The organism is Marichromatium bheemlicum (assembly GCF_012276755.1).
In the GTDB taxonomy this organism is placed as follows: domain Bacteria; phylum Pseudomonadota; class Gammaproteobacteria; order Chromatiales; family Chromatiaceae; genus Marichromatium; species Marichromatium bheemlicum.
In genome coordinates this window covers 1-14,045 of record NZ_JAAXKX010000007.1, presented here as the reverse complement: position 1 = coordinate 14,045, position 14,045 = coordinate 1, and the positions used below count along the sequence as shown (strand labels likewise).

The 14,045-nt window shown below is 67.8% G+C and carries 11 protein-coding genes; 3 read left to right on the top strand and 8 right to left on the bottom strand.

Annotated features, from left to right (window positions below; translation table 11 throughout):
* Positions 1-150: 150 nt before the first annotated feature.
* From HF203_RS06705 to ubiK, 8 genes are all read right to left on the bottom strand, one after another.
* Entirely contained in the window at positions 151-528 is a 378-nt protein-coding gene (locus HF203_RS06705) for a hydrogenase maturation nickel metallochaperone HypA/HybF (RefSeq protein WP_168667920.1), read from the bottom strand.
* A 27-nt stretch (positions 529-555) separates the two neighbouring features.
* Positions 556-2,442: a biosynthetic arginine decarboxylase gene (gene speA, locus HF203_RS06700; RefSeq protein ID WP_168667918.1), complete on the bottom strand. Its 1,887-nt coding sequence runs from the start codon at positions 2,440-2,442 to the stop codon at positions 556-558.
* A 71-nt stretch (positions 2,443-2,513) separates the two neighbouring features.
* Positions 2,514-3,845 carry a Glu/Leu/Phe/Val family dehydrogenase gene (locus HF203_RS06695; RefSeq protein WP_210424672.1) on the bottom strand — a complete coding sequence of 444 codons (1,332 nt, stop codon included), beginning with the start codon at positions 3,843-3,845 and terminating at the stop codon, positions 2,514-2,516.
* 185 nt (positions 3,846-4,030) lie between these two features.
* Complete coding sequence (locus HF203_RS06690; RefSeq protein ID WP_168668164.1) at positions 4,031-6,535, bottom strand: glycogen/starch/alpha-glucan phosphorylase; 2,505 nt, start codon at positions 6,533-6,535, stop codon at positions 4,031-4,033.
* A gap of 206 nt (positions 6,536-6,741) precedes the next feature.
* Complete coding sequence (locus HF203_RS06685; RefSeq protein WP_168667916.1) at positions 6,742-7,284, bottom strand: DUF2939 domain-containing protein; 543 nt, start codon at positions 7,282-7,284, stop codon at positions 6,742-6,744.
* 16 nt (positions 7,285-7,300) lie between these two features.
* Entirely contained in the window at positions 7,301-9,199 is a 1,899-nt protein-coding gene (locus HF203_RS06680; RefSeq protein ID WP_168667914.1) for an ATP-binding cassette domain-containing protein, read from the bottom strand.
* Between the two features lie 58 nt (positions 9,200-9,257).
* A complete protein-coding gene (locus HF203_RS06675; RefSeq protein WP_168667904.1) occupies positions 9,258-10,778 on the bottom strand; it encodes a YifB family Mg chelatase-like AAA ATPase in 1,521 nt (506 codons plus the stop codon).
* Between the two features lie 19 nt (positions 10,779-10,797).
* Complete coding sequence (ubiK, locus tag HF203_RS06670) at positions 10,798-11,064, bottom strand: ubiquinone biosynthesis accessory factor UbiK (protein WP_168667902.1); 267 nt, start codon at positions 11,062-11,064, stop codon at positions 10,798-10,800.
* A 417-nt stretch (positions 11,065-11,481) separates the two neighbouring features.
* On the opposite strand from ubiK, the gene HF203_RS06665 reads away from it, so the two are divergent.
* The 3 genes from HF203_RS06665 to HF203_RS06655 all read left to right on the top strand — a co-directional run bounded on the left by HF203_RS06665 (position 11,482) and on the right by HF203_RS06655 (position 13,959).
* Positions 11,482-12,204: a TorF family putative porin gene (locus HF203_RS06665; RefSeq protein ID WP_168667899.1), complete on the top strand. Its 723-nt coding sequence runs from the start codon at positions 11,482-11,484 to the stop codon at positions 12,202-12,204.
* 73 nt (positions 12,205-12,277) lie between these two features.
* Complete coding sequence (locus HF203_RS06660) at positions 12,278-12,616, top strand: P-II family nitrogen regulator (RefSeq protein ID WP_168667897.1); 339 nt, start codon at positions 12,278-12,280, stop codon at positions 12,614-12,616.
* Between the two features lie 35 nt (positions 12,617-12,651).
* Positions 12,652-13,959 (top strand): ammonium transporter, encoded by a 1,308-nt coding sequence (locus HF203_RS06655; RefSeq protein WP_281349799.1) that lies wholly within the window; start codon positions 12,652-12,654, stop codon positions 13,957-13,959.
* Positions 13,960-14,045 lie beyond the last annotated feature (86 nt).

The following is a 14,045-nucleotide window of genomic DNA, read 5'->3' as shown; positions in this document are numbered from 1 at the left end:
CCGCTAAGGGTGCGCTGAGGGGACGATGGCACGCCGCCGTGACAGCGACCGCGCCGACCCGGGCGGGGTCATCCATCCAGCCAATGCTGGCGTCAGCGTCTCCTGAATCCAAGCCTTGCCGTGAGTGTATGCCATTGCGAGCGTCACGGGTTAGTCAGAATCCGCTGATGACAAGGGCTCATCGGGAATCGTCAGTTCCAGATTGGCCAGCAGCATCTCGTCACCGCTGACCAGGCGGGTACGATACCCGGCGCAGCGACCGCACAGCAGTCGGTTGGGCACGGCCGCGCTCTCGGCACCACAGTCGAGGCAGTGCACCCGCACCGGCGCCGGCTCGATGGCCAGGATCGCATGCTCGGCCCGGGTACCGGCGGCGGCCAGCGGATAGGCATGCTCGAGCAGGCTCGGCTCGACCCCGGAGAGCGGTCCGATGCGCAACAGGATGCGCTCGACCCGGGTGGCGCCGTGCTCGTCGGCGATGCGCTCGACCTGATCGAGCAACGCCTGGCAAACGGAGAGTTCGTGCATCCCTGGCCTCCGCGTTGGTAGTCGAGGTTAGCCCCCACCCTCGAAATAGGTGTAACCGTAGAGCCCGGCCTTGAGTTCGACGAACAAGCGCTCGCGGGTATCGCGATCGAGCGCGGCGCCATCGAGCTTGCGCCGGTAGTGCGCGAGCAGGGTGCGCGGCTCGAAGTGCACATAGCCGAGCAGCTCGTCGGTGGAGTCACCACGCTCGGCCTCACACAGCCGATAGCCTGCGGGGGCCTCGGGGTCGAGCACGACGTTGACTGCGTCGGTGTCGCCGAACAGGTTGTGAATATCGCCGAGGATTTCCTGATAGGCACCGACCATGAAGAAGCCGAGCAGATAGGGCATGCCCTCGGCGGCATCGGCATGGATCGGCAGGCTGGTCTCCACCCCTCCCTCGTCGACATAGTGCTCGATACAGCCGTCGGAGTCGCAGGTGAGATCGTGGACCAGGGCACGCGCCCCGGGCAGCTCGTCGAGCCGCTGGATCGGGGCGATGGGGAAGAGCTGGTCGAGCGCCCAGACATCGGGCATCGATTGGAACAGCGAGAAGTTACAAAACAGCTTGTCGGCGAGCAGCGCGTTGACGGTATCGGCCAGCTCGCGATGACGGCGCACCGCTGGATCGAGCCGAGTCGCCAGCCGCCGACAAACGGCGAAGAACAGCTCCTCGGCACGGGCGCGGGTCGCAAGATCGAGACGATCATCGGCAAAGCCCGCGCGCACCGCCTCGAGCAGCTCGCGGGCCTCGGCGTAGACCTCCTGCGGGGCACCGTGTCCAGACTCGCGCAGCCGCTCGGCCAACGCCTCGAGCAGCGGTTGCCCCTCATCGGCACGCGGCTCGACACCGAGCCCGGCGGCGCGCTCGCGATCGATGACATTGGTGATCAGTACCGCATGATGCGCGGTCAGCGCCCGCCCCGACTCACTGAGCAGGTCGGGCTCGGGCTGCGCGGCGCGCCGACACTCGGCGGCCACCGTCTCAACCACGGCGCGGGCATAACCGACGAAGCCGTAGTTGACCGAGCAGTAATTGCGGGTACGAGTACCCTCGTAGTCGACCCCCAGCCCGCCGCCAACGTCGAGACAGTCGACCGGTGCACCCAGCCGCCGCAACTCGACGTAGAAGCGTGCCAGCTCGGCGACGCCGGCGCGGATGTCCTGGACGCTGGGGATCTGCGAACCGAGATGGGCGTGCAACAGGCGCAGCCAGTCGAGCCGACCGGCGGCACGCAGCGCCTCGACCAGCGCCAGCACCTGATTGGCCGAGAGCCCGAACTTGGCCTTCTCGCCACCACTGCTCTGCCAGTTGCCGGCGGCCGCCGCGGCCAGTCGCACCCGTACCCCGAGCAACGGCTCGACCCCGAGACGCTCGGCCTCGTCGAGGATCAGCGGCAGCTCCGAGGGCTTCTCGATCACCAGGTGCACGCGCAACCCGAGCCGACGCCCGATCAGCGCCAGACGGATGTACTCGCGATCCTTGTAACCATTGCAGACCACCAACCCGCCCGGGGTCGAGAGCGCCAGCACCGCCATCAGCTCGGGCTTGCTACCGGCCTCCAGTCCGGCCTGGCCGGAGCGCAGGATCTCGCGCACCACCCCGGCCTGCTGATTGACCTTGATCGGATAGACCGGCTGGTAACGGCCCTGATAAGCGCACCCGGCACTGGCCGTGGCAAAGGCCGCGGCGAGCGCGGCGACGCGATGATGGAGGATGTCGGTGAAGCGCACCAGCACCGGCAGCGACAGCCCTTCGGCATCGAGCTGCGCGGCGAGCGCGGCGAGATCGATCTCGACCGCGCCCTCGGGATCGGGGCGGGCGCACAGGTGCCCCGCCGCGTTGATGGTGAAATAGCCCTCGCCCCAGCGGTCGATGGCATAGATCTCATTGCAGCGTCGGGCCACTTGGTCCACCGCGCCGGTCTCCTCGCGTCAGTGATGAGAGACGACCACCGGGCCACAGCCCGATGGCCGCGGGCCCTGGCTCAGGGCCAGATGCCGCGCTGCAGGGTCGCCTTGGCGAGACGATCGAGCGACTCGACCAGGGCGGCGGTGCGCAGATCACCGCACAGCCCCTGCTCGGCGCAATCCTGGGGGAAGCCGCGCCAGCGCGCAACCACCCGATCGGTGGCGTCGAACATGCGGGTGCGCAGCCGGTTGTTGACCTCCTCGAGAGTCCAGCTGTGGTGCTCGATGTTCTGCACCCACTCGTAGTAGCTCACGGTCACGCCACCGGCGTTGGCGAGGATGTCGGGCAACACCACGATGCCGCGCGCGGCGAGCACGTCATCGGCCTCGGGGGTGATCGGGCGGTTGGCGCCCTCGACCACCAGCCGCGCCGCCACCCGCTCGGCGTTACCGCTGTGGATCTGACCACCGAGCGCCGCCGGCACCAGGATGTCGCACTCGAGCGCGAGCAGGTCGTCGTTGGTGATGGTGCGACTACCAGGCAGGCCGACCACGGTGCCGTGGGTATCTTTGTGGGTGTCGAGTAGATCGAGGTCGAGCGCGGCACCGTTCTCGGCGAGGATCGCGCCGCCGGAGTCGCTCACCGCGCAGACCTGCGCGCCCATCTCCTGGAACAACCGCGCGGCGATGCGCCCGACGTTACCGAAGCCCTGGATCACCACCCGCGCACCCTGCAGGCTGTCGAGCCCGGGCACGCCACCGAGCGCGATCAACCGCTCGGCGGTGTAGACACAGCCGCGGCTGGTCGCCTCGGTACGCCCGGCCGAGCCGCCGAGTTCGAGCGGCTTACCCGTAACCACCGGCAGGTTGTTCTCACCGGGGTGGAGCTGGTCGTAGGTATCGAAGATCCAGGCCATGGTCTGCGGCCCGGTATAGACGTCCGGGGCGGGGACGTCGGTATAGGGACCGATGTTGTCGCCAAGCTCAGAGATGAAGCGCCGGGTGATGCGTCGCAGTTCGCCCTCGCTGAGCTCCTTGGGATCGCAGGCCACGCCACCCTTGGCACCACCGAAGGGCAGGTGCAGCAGCGCACACTTCCAGCTCATCAGTGCGGCGAGCACCTTCACCTCGCCAAGGCTGACGGCCGGGTGATAGCGGATACCGCCCTTGCCGGGGCCGAACATCCGGCTGTGCAACACCCGGTAGCCCTCGAAGTGACGGATCTGGCCATCGTCCATCTCCACCGGGACGCTGACGTTGATGGTACGCCGCGGCAGGCGCAGGTAGTCGACCAGCCCCGGCGGCACCTCGGTGAGATGGGCTCGGGCGCGATGGAACTGTTCAGTGAGGATACGCTCGGGATCGAGCTCGTTGGCGGGGGATGTCTGGGTTGATTGGGTGTCGGTCATGACGGCTCCAGCGATAACAGCCAAGCGTCACCGCACGGGCACACTCGGCACGGGGACAGGGCACCATCCTGGACACCGGGGCAGGACTTACCGGTCCCGGCCCTCGGCGGCCGGGAAATCGGCCGCCGACAAGGTGCCTGGAAAATATCCACATTTGCAACGCGGAAAAGGGACCGGACCCTCGATCAGCCCCGGGGCGTCACCGTCTGCAGTCGCCAGATGTCGCGATTGTAGTCACCAATGGTGCGATCGGACGAGAAATAACCGCTATGTGCTGTGTTGAGGATACTCATCCTCCACCACTGCTCGGGGTCGCGATAGGCCGCCGCGACCCGCGCCTGGGTGTCGACATAGCTGCGGAAGTCGGCCGCGGTCATCCAGGGATCGTGCGGATTGCGGATCGACAGGGTGATGGCATCGAAGATCCCCGGCTCGAAGCGGTTGAAGTACCCCGACTCGATCAGCGCCATCACCTCGCGCAGCGCCGGATCGGCGGCGATGATGCCGTTGGGGTCGTAGTGCGCACGGGCTGCGGTCACCTCCTCGGCGGTGAGCCCGAAGAGGAAGAAGTTGTCGGCGCCGACCTGCTCACGGATCTCGATGTTGGCGCCATCGAGGGTGCCGATGGTCACCGCGCCGTTCATCATGAACTTCATGTTGCCGGTGCCCGAGGCCTCCTTGCCCGCCGTCGAGATCTGCTCAGAGAGGTCGGTCCCCGGGGCGATCACCTCCATCAGCGAGACCCGGTAGTCCGGCACGAAGGCCACGCGCAACAGGCCAGCGGTGTCGGGATCGGCATTGACCACGGCGGCGACGTTGTTGATGAACTTGATGATCTGCTTGGCCATCACGTAGCCAGGCGCGGCCTTGCCGCCGAGTAGCACGCAGCGCGGGGTCCAATCCTGGGTATCGCCCTGCTTGATGCGGTTGTAGAGGTGGACGACGTGCAACACGTTGAGCAACTGGCGCTTGTACTCGTGGATGCGCTTGACCTGAACGTCGAACATCGCCTCGAGCGGGAAGTCGACGTGACAGATCTGTGCCACCACCTCGGCCAGTCGACGCTTGTTCTCCTGCTTGATCTCGCGCCAGCGCCCGCGAAAGGCGGCGTCCTCGGCCAGCGGCACCAGTCCCTCGAGGCGCTCCAGGTCGCACACCCACTCGGCGCCGAGTTCGGCCTCGAGCAGACCCGCCAGCTGTGGGTTGCACATCGCCAGCCAGCGACGTGGCGTGACCCCGTTGGTCTTGTTATTGAACTTACCGGGCCAGAGTTCGTAGAAGTCGCGAAACAGTCCCTGGCGCAGCAGCTCGGAGTGCAGCGCCGCCACCCCGTTGACCGAGAAGCTGCCGACGATCGCCAGATAGGCCATGCGCATCTGCGGCTCGTGCCCCTCCTCGATCAGCGACATCCGCCGCAATCGATCGTTGTCGCCCGGCCAGTGCCGCTCGACCTCCATCAGGAAGCGGGCATTGATCTCGTAGATGATCTCAAGGATGCGCGGCAGCAACTGCTCGAACAATCTCACCGGCCAGCGCTCCAACGCCTCGGGCAGCAGGGTGTGGTTGGTGTAGGCCATGGTCTCGCGGGTGATCCCCCAGGCCGTCTCCCAGGAGAGATGATGCTCGTCGACCAACTGACGCATCAGCTCGGCGACCGAGACCGCCGGGTGGGTGTCGTTGAGTTGGAAGCAGTTGAACTCGGCAAAGCGCGAGAAGTCGTCGCCGTGCAGCCGCACCCAGTCACGCAGCACGTCCTTGATGCTGGCGCTGGCGAGGAAGAACTGCTGACGTAGACGCAGCTCCTTACCGTTCTCGCTGGCGTCGTTGGGATAGAGCACCATGGTGATGTGCTCGGCCTGATTCTTCTGCGCCACCGCCTCGGTGTAGCTACCGGCATTGAACTCATCGAGATTGAAATCGTCGGTGGCCGCCGCCTTCCACAGTCGCAGGGTGTTGACGGTGTCGTTACGGTAGCCGGGCACGGGGATGTCGTAGGGCACGGCGAGCACATCACAGGTATCGACCCACTGCACCCCCTCGCGCCCGTGCTGATCGAGATAACGCTCGGTGCGACCGCCGAACTGTACCCGCTGGGTGTACTCGGGGCGCTCCAGTTCCCAGGGGTTGCCGTCGCGCAACCAGTGATCGGGCTCCTCGACCTGGCCGCCGTTCGCAATCACCTGCCGGAACATGCCGTACTCGTAGCGCAGTCCGTAGCCGCGCACCGGCAGCTGCAGGGTGGCACAGGAGTCGAGAAAACAGGCCGCCAACCGCCCCAGGCCACCGTTGCCGAGCCCGGGATCGGGCTCGTTGTCGGCCAGCTCCTCGAGCTGGACACCGAGGTCGTGCAGGCCCTTGGTCAGCGCATCCTCGAGCCCGAGATTGAGCATGGCGTTGGACAGCGCCCGCCCCATCAGGAACTCGAGCGAGAGATAGTAGACCCGCCGGCACTTGTCGCCGTCATAGGCCTGGCGGGTGCGTTTCCAGCGCTCCATCAACCGATCACGCAAGGTGATGGCGAGTGCGGCATAGGGATAATAGGCCGCCAGCGAGTCGCGTTCGCGCCCCAGGGTATAGCCGTAATAGCGCTGGAAGTCCCGGGCCAACCCCGCGGCATCCATCGGCAGTGAGGGCAGATCGAAGAGGTGCTCGCTGAGCGGATTCTGCAAGAGCGTCTTGTAGGGAGACATGGTGCGCATGGGTCCTCAGTCGTGTTTGAAGATCGGCCGTCGGGCAGTCCGCGATGCGGCGGCTACCGAACACGACCCGGATCACGGTCGGATCCTGTAGCTGGCTTGATTGGACGTGGGCCAGGCCGCACCCGCCCCACGCACGACTCACCAGGGATCATCATAGTCGGCGCCCGGGTCCCCTTGATGAAGCCCTGGGCGAACGCTCAGTAATAGAGGGTCACCAGCCGCCAACCGCCCCCCTGCAACCGCAGCCGCACATGCACCGCGCCGGGCTCGGCCCAACCGATGCGCGCGCAGAACTCACGCGGGGCGACGAAGCGGGCACGTGCGAGTTGGTCGAACAGGCCCGCATCGTCGGGGACATTGGCCTGTAGCCGCTCGCACACCCAATCGAGGGTGACCAGCTCATCGAGGGCGTCCTCGCCATGACGGCGGATCCCCCACTCCAACCACTGGATGAAGGAGTCGGAGAGTTCGCCGATCACGCTGTCGTGATCCTTGTTGAGTCGGTCGGCGATCTCGGTACGGATCGCCGACAGGTCGACCAACTCATCGAGGGCAGCGCAATCATCGGCAGCCAGGGCACGATCGAGCCGCCACAGCGTCGCGTAGGGCCAGGCAGCGTAGAGCGCCACCAGCACCAGCAACGCCAGCAGCAGTGGCCGCAGCACCACCCCGAGGCCACGCCAGTGGGCGGCCGACCAGCGGGCACGGAAGCGAGAGGGATCAGGGAACAGCGGCATCATCGCGCGAGTCCGGCGCTCAACAGGCCTCCTGGAACTGCTCGAGCGCCTCGCACACCTCCAACCATTCGCTCTCGGTCGCGACCAGCTCGGCCTCGAGTTGGCGGTGCGCCTCCATCAGCTCGAGCAACCGCGGCTTGGCCGCCTCCTCGTAGAGTGCAGGATCGGCGAGCGCCTGGTCGAGCGTCTCGCGGCGCATTGCCAACTGCTCGAGCGCGGCCTCGAGACGCCGCTCACGCTGGCGCAGCGGTGCCAGCGCCTTGCGCTGCTCGGCGGCCTGGCGGCGCTGCTCACGCCGCTCGTTGCCGGCGCGCGGCGAACGCGCCTGCTCGGCATCCGTGGCCTGATTCGCCCGCCCGGCGAGCCAGGCGGGATAGTCGTCGAGATCCCCGGCGAAGGGCGCGACCTGACCCTCGTCGACCAACAACAGGGTGTCAGTAGTCACGCGCAGCAGATGACGATCGTGCGAGACCACCACCAACGCCCCCTCGAAGCCCTGCAGCGCCTCGCTCAGGGCGTGGCGCATCTCCAGGTCGAGGTGGTTGGTGGGCTCGTCGAGCAACAGCAGGTTGGGGCGTTGGTAGATGATCAGCGCCAGCGCCAGGCGCGCCTTCTCGCCACCGGAGAAGGGCGCGACCGGGTCGAGCGCGCGATCGCCACCGAAGCCGAAGCCACCGAGGTAGTCGCGCAGCTGCTGCTCGTTGGCCTCGGGATCGAGCCGGCGCAGGTGCATGAGCGGACTGTCCTCGGCCTGCAACGCCTCGAGCTGGTGCTGGGCGAAATAGCCGACACGCAGCTCCTGGGCACGCTCACAACGCCCGGCGAGTGGCGTCAGCTCGCCAGCGAGGACCTTGATCAGGGTCGACTTGCCGGCGCCGTTGCGCCCGAGCAGGCCGACACGGTCCCCCGGCTCGAACCCCAACCCGACCCCGTCGAGGATCACCCGATCGGCATAGCCCGCGCGCAGCGCATCGAGCCGCAGCAGCGGTCGCGGCAGGTGCTCCGGGGTGGCGAAGGCGAAGCGGAAGGGCGAGTCGACGTGGGCCGGGGCGATCAGCTCCATGCGCTCGAGCGCCTTCAGCCGGCTCTGCGCCTGACGCGCCTTGGTGGCCTTGGCGCGGAAGCGGTCGACGAAGCCGCGCATGTGCGCAATCTCGCGCTGCTGGCGCTCGTGGGCGGCCTGCTGCTGGGCTAGACGCTCGGCGCGCTGGCGCTCGTAGGCCGAGTAGTTGCCGGTATAGAGGGTCAGGCGGCGCTGTTCGAGGGCGAGCACCTGACCGACCACCGCATCGAGGAAGTCGCGATCGTGCGAGATCAGCACCAGGGTACCGGGATAGGACTTGAGCCAGCCCTCAAGCCAGATCACCGCATCGAGGTCGAGATGGTTGGTCGGCTCGTCGAGCAGCAGCAGGTCGGAGCGACACATCAGGGTACGCGCCAACGCCAGGCGCATGCGCCAGCCACCGGAGTAGCTGTTGACCGGCCGGCGCTCGTCGCCGGGGGCGAAGCCCAGGCCGTGGAGCAGCCGCGCCGCGCGGCTCTCGGCGCCATAACCGTCGATCGCCTCCAGCCGTCCCAGCCACTCGGCATGGCGCAGTCCGTCGCCGTCGGCCTCGGCGCGGGCCAGCTCGCGCTCGATCTCGCGCAGCTCGTGATCACCGTCGAGCACGAACTCGATCGCCGCGCGTTCGGTGTCCGGGGTGTGCTGGGCGACATGGGCGATCACCCAGTCGGGCGGCAGCGAGATGGCGCCGGCATCGGCACCGAGTTCGCCGAGCAGCAGCGCAAACAGGCTCGACTTGCCACAGCCGTTGGCGCCAACCAGCCCCACCCGTTGACCGGGATAGACGGTGACGTCGGCTCCCTCCAGCAACAGGTTGGGGCCACGGCGCAGGCTGAGCTCTTGAAGTTGCAGCATGATGATCCGGTATCGGTTGCGAACACTGTGGGCGCGGACGAGCGCCCGCGCGATACGTCTAGGACAGCTCGGTGGTGCGGTCGAGCCGGCGATAGCCGATCGCCTCCCCGAGGTGGGCCGGGGCGATCCGTGCCGCCCCCTCCAGGTCAGCGATGGTGCGCGCCACCTTGAGCACCCGGTGATAGGCGCGCGCCGAGAGCCCCAGCCTGGCCATCGCCTGCTCCATCATCCGTATCCCCGGGGCGTCGAGCGCGCAGTCGCGCTCGATCTCGGCGGCGCCGAGCGCAGCATTGACGGTCCCGGCGCGGCGCTGCTGACGCGCCCGCGCCGCGCACACCCGCATCCGCACCGTCGCCGAGTCCTCGATCCCGGCGGCAGTGGGCGCGAGCAGCGCGCCGAGTTCGACCCGCGGCACCTCGATCTGCAGGTCGATGCGATCGAGCAGCGGTCCCGAGATCCGCGCACGGTAGCGTGCGACCTGCTCGCGGCTGCAGTGACAACGTCCACCGGGATCACCGAGATAACCGCAGGGACAAGGGTTCATCGCCGCCACCAGCTGGAAGCGGGCGGGGAAACGCGCCTGGCGCGCCGCCCGCGAGATATCGATATGCCCCGACTCCAGCGGCTCGCGCAGCACCTCCAGCACCCGCCGGTCGAACTCCGGCAGCTCGTCGAGGAACAACACCCCGTGGTGCGCCAGCGAGATCTCGCCCGGGCGCGGATTGCTCCCGCCACCGACCAGGGCCACCGCCGAGGCGGTGTGGTGCGGCGCGCGAAACGGCCGCTCACACCAGCGCGCCGGGTCGAACGGCGTGCTGGCGCTCACCGAGCGCACCGCCGCGCTCTCCAGCGCCTCACCCTCGCTCAGCGGCGGCAACAACCCCGGCAATCGCATCGCCAGCATCGACTTGCCGCTACCCGGTGGACCGATCAACAGCAGGCTGTGGGCACCGGCGGCGGCGACCTCGAGTGCCCGCTTGGCCTGTATCTGACCGCGCACCTCACACAGATCGGGCAACACCTGCGGCGGCGGCGGTGGTGGCGACGAGCAATACGGCGTCAGCGCCCGCACCCCGGCAAGATGCTCGCAGACCGCGCCGAGGTGCTCGGCAGGCAGTAACGCGAGTCCGCCGACCAACGCCGCCTCGGCGGCATTGGCACGCGGCAGGATCAGGGTGCGCCCGGCCGCGCGCGCGGCCAACGCCGCCGGGATCACCCCGGCGACCGGACGCAGTTCACCGGAGAGCGCCAGCTCACCGAGACACTCGCAGTCATCAAGCCCGGCGGCCCCAAGTTGGCCCGAGGCGCCGAGGATGCCGAGTGCGATCGGCAGGTCGAAGCGGCCTCCCTCCTTGGGCAGATCGGCCGGGGCGAGATTGATGGTCAGACGACCATCAGGGAAGCGGAAACGGGTGTTGAGCAGCGCCCCGCGTACCCGCTCCTTGCTCTCACGCACCGCCGCCTCGGGCAGGCCTACCAGCGACAATGCCGGCAGGCCCGAGGAGAGATGCACCTCGACGGTCACCGGCGGGGCAGAGATGCCCACGCAGGCGCGGCTGTGCAAGGTACAGAGCGCCAATGCCGCGCCGCGACCGGGGTCAGTCGGCGCCGGCGCGAGGCGCGCCGAGCGCCTGCTCGAGGGCCGCGACCTGGGCCTCGAGCGCCACCACCTTCTCGCGGGTGCGGGCGAGCACCGCCGACTGCACGTCGAACTCCTCGCGGGTCACCAGATCGAGCCGGGAGAGCCCGGACTCGAGCGAGGCCTTGACGTTGCGATTGATGTCTTCCTGCAACACCTGCAGCCCCTTGGGCATGTTCGCGGCAAAGCGCTGGACCAGATCGTCGAGTTGCTTGGGGTCTAACATGATCGATTCCTCCGGCGCGAACACAGCGGCCCGCGCATGCTGTGGATGGGGTTTGGACGAGACCGTCGACCGCTCTGCGGGACGGCGGCAAGAACCGCGCAGAGGCGCCCTTGGGCCCACATTATAGGTGTGTCGCGCGGCGCCGTCTGCGCCGATCGACGGTGCTGTGCCGCCTTCTTTTGGTGCGCTAGTCTGGGCGCCGACACCCAACCGGCACCAATCCGGTGCATTCCCCTGTTGCCACTTTGGCACATGATGCCGAAAAGCGTCTCCAAGACACGCCCAAGGGCAACTGGCACACGAAGTGCTTTTATCCGTGAGAACCCCTTCACGTCCCCGGCGTGACCCCGGCCGCGTGCGGCGGACATGGATGACAACCGCTACGACCCAACACCACCGCAACAGAGGTACCAGTCAATGCAGCAAGCACGCATCGGCACCATCCTGGGTGTCGCCGCACTGAGCGCAACCCTCACCCCCTGGCAGGGCGCCAACGCCGCCGGCCCGCACTCGGTCAGCGCCAACCTCGGCGTGGTCAGCAACTACATCTGGCGTGGCCAGACCCAGACCGACGACCAGGCCGCCATCCAGGGTGGACTCGACTACGCCCACGAGAGCGGTTTCTACGCCGGCACCTGGGCCTCCAATGTCGACTTCGGCGACAACACCAGCTATGAACTCGATGGCTATCTCGGCTTCGCCGGCAGCATCACCGATGACCTCGGCTACGACCTCAGCGCCGTCTACTACGCCTACCCCGATGGTCGCGACAGCGACTTCGCCGAGCTCGCCGCCAGCCTCAGCTACCGCTGGCTCACCGCCGGTATCGCCTACACCGTCTACGGCCAGGCCGACGGCGCCCCGGGGGTGAGGAACGACGAGGCGCTCTACATCCAGGGCGATCTCTACTACCACGCCAGCCTCGACTTCACCCTGCCCTTCGATCTCGGTCTGAGCGTCTACGGCGGCTACACCGACTTCGAGTACAACGACGGTGGCAACGACTACGGCCACTGGGGCCTCTCGGTCAGCCGCGAGGCCGGAGACTTCGGCACCTTCAGCCTGAACTACGACCAGGTCGGTCGCGACACCTACGACGACGATCCCAAGGTCTGGGTAGGCTGGAACAAGGCGTTCTGACCGGCCCCCACACGCGCCCTCCCCAACCCCGGACCGGAGCAGGGATTCCGGTCCCTACAGGAGTCCATACGCGATGAAACTTGTTGCAGCCGTCATCAAACCCTTCAAGCTCGACGACGTGCGCGAGGCGCTCGGCGACATCGGCGTCTCCGGCATCACCGTGATCGAGGTCAAGGGCTTCGGCCGTCAGAAGGGCCACACCGAGCTCTACCGCGGCGCCGAATACGTGGTCGACTTCCTCCCCAAGATCAAGCTCGAGATCGCCGTCGACGATGGCATGGTCGACAAGGTGGTCGAGGCGATCAGCTCCGCCGCCCGCACCGGCAAGATCGGCGACGGCAAGATCTTCGTGTTCGATCTCGACCAGGTCACCCGTATCCGTACCGGCGAGACCGGTCCGGACGCGCTTTGAGCCCGGCAGTGCGAGGAGATGTAACGGTGAAACCGATGCGACATTCGATGACCCTGCGCGCGCCCCTACTGGTCGCGCTGCTGCTCTCGCCCCTGCTCGCCTGGGGCCAGGACGACGCCGTGCTGAGCGCCGGCGACACCGCCTGGATGCTGACTGCCACCGCGCTGGTGCTGTTCATGACCCTACCCGGCGTGGCGCTGTTCTACGCCGGTCTGGTACGCGCCAAGAACGTGCTCTCGGTGCTGATGCAGTGCTTCGCCATCGCCTGCCTGATGAGCCTGCTGTGGGTCGCCTACGGCTACAGCCTGGCGTTCACCGACGGTGGTGCCAACAACGCCTGGATCGGTGGCCTCGACCGGCTGTTCCTCGCCGGGCTGAGCGTCGACAGCCTCTCCGGGAGCATCCCCGAGTCGCTATTCATGGCCTTCCAGATGACCTTCGCCATCCTCACCCCGGCATTGATGGTCGGCGCCTTCGCCGAACGGATGAAGTTCTCGGCGATGCTGATCTTCATGGCGCTGTGGCAGACCCTGGTCTATATCCCCATCGCCCACTGGGTGTGGGGGGGCGGCTGGATCGGCGAGATGGGGGCGCTCGACTTCGCCGGCGGTACCGTGGTGCACATCAACGCCGGTATCGCCGCGCTGGTAGCCGCCATCGTGCTCGGCAAGCGCAAGGGCTACCCGACCACGGCGATGCCGCCGCACAACCTCGGACTGACGGTGATCGGTGCGACCATGCTGTGGATTGGCTGGTTCGGGTTCAACGCCGGCTCCGAACTCGCCGCCAACTCCACCGCAGCGATGGCGCTCACCGTCACCCAGGTTGCCACCGCCACCGCGGCGCTGACCTGGATGTTCGCCGAGTGGATCAGCCACGGCAAACCCTCGGTGCTCGGCATCGCCACCGGCGCGGTCGCCGGTCTGGTGGCCATCACCCCGGCCTCGGGCACCGCCGGCCCGATGGGGGCGATCGTCATCGGCTTCGCCGGCGCGATCTTCGCCTTCATCGCCTCGACCAGGGTCAAGCAGTGGCTCGGCTACGACGACTCGCTCGACGTCTGGGGCGTGCACGGCGTGGCCGGCATCATCGGCGCCCTGCTCACCGGCGTGTTCGCCTCGCCGCTGCTCGGCGGTTCGGGGCTGGCCGACGGCGTCGACGGCATCGGCGCCCAGGTGTGGATCCAGTTCGTCTCGGTGATCGCGACCCTGGTCTACGGCGGTCTCGTCAGCTTGCTGTTGCTGCTCGGACTCAAGGCCACCATCGGGCTGCGTGTCGACGAGGAGCAGGAGACCGAGGGGCTCGACCTCTCGCTGCACGACGAGCGCGGCTATATCCTCTGACCCCGCCACCACGGCGCGCGGCCCCGGCCGCTCGCCCCGCTCCCCGCGCGGGGCCGCCGGCGGCCCGCCCCCGGCCGGTTGGGGGT

What these genes read in the sequence shown, in the direction of transcription:
- HF203_RS06655 (WP_281349799.1), top strand. Translation starts at nt 12,652, where the DNA reads ATGCGACATTCGATGACCCTGCGCGCGCCCCTACTGGTCGCGCTGCTG.
- HF203_RS06680 (WP_168667914.1), bottom strand. Translation starts at nt 9,199, where the DNA reads ATGCTGCAACTTCAAGAGCTCAGCCTGCGCCGTGGCCCCAACCTGTTG.
- HF203_RS06695 (WP_210424672.1), bottom strand. Translation starts at nt 3,845, where the DNA reads ATGACCGACACCCAATCAACCCAGACATCCCCCGCCAACGAGCTCGAT.
- HF203_RS06685 (WP_168667916.1), bottom strand. Translation starts at nt 7,284, where the DNA reads ATGATGCCGCTGTTCCCTGATCCCTCTCGCTTCCGTGCCCGCTGGTCG.
- HF203_RS06660 (WP_168667897.1), top strand. Translation starts at nt 12,278, where the DNA reads ATGAAACTTGTTGCAGCCGTCATCAAACCCTTCAAGCTCGACGACGTG.
- ubiK (WP_168667902.1), bottom strand. Translation starts at nt 11,064, where the DNA reads ATGTTAGACCCCAAGCAACTCGACGATCTGGTCCAGCGCTTTGCCGCG.
- HF203_RS06665 (WP_168667899.1), top strand. Translation starts at nt 11,482, where the DNA reads ATGCAGCAAGCACGCATCGGCACCATCCTGGGTGTCGCCGCACTGAGC.
- HF203_RS06690 (WP_168668164.1), bottom strand. Translation starts at nt 6,535, where the DNA reads ATGTCTCCCTACAAGACGCTCTTGCAGAATCCGCTCAGCGAGCACCTC.
- HF203_RS06705 (WP_168667920.1), bottom strand. Translation starts at nt 528, where the DNA reads ATGCACGAACTCTCCGTTTGCCAGGCGTTGCTCGATCAGGTCGAGCGC.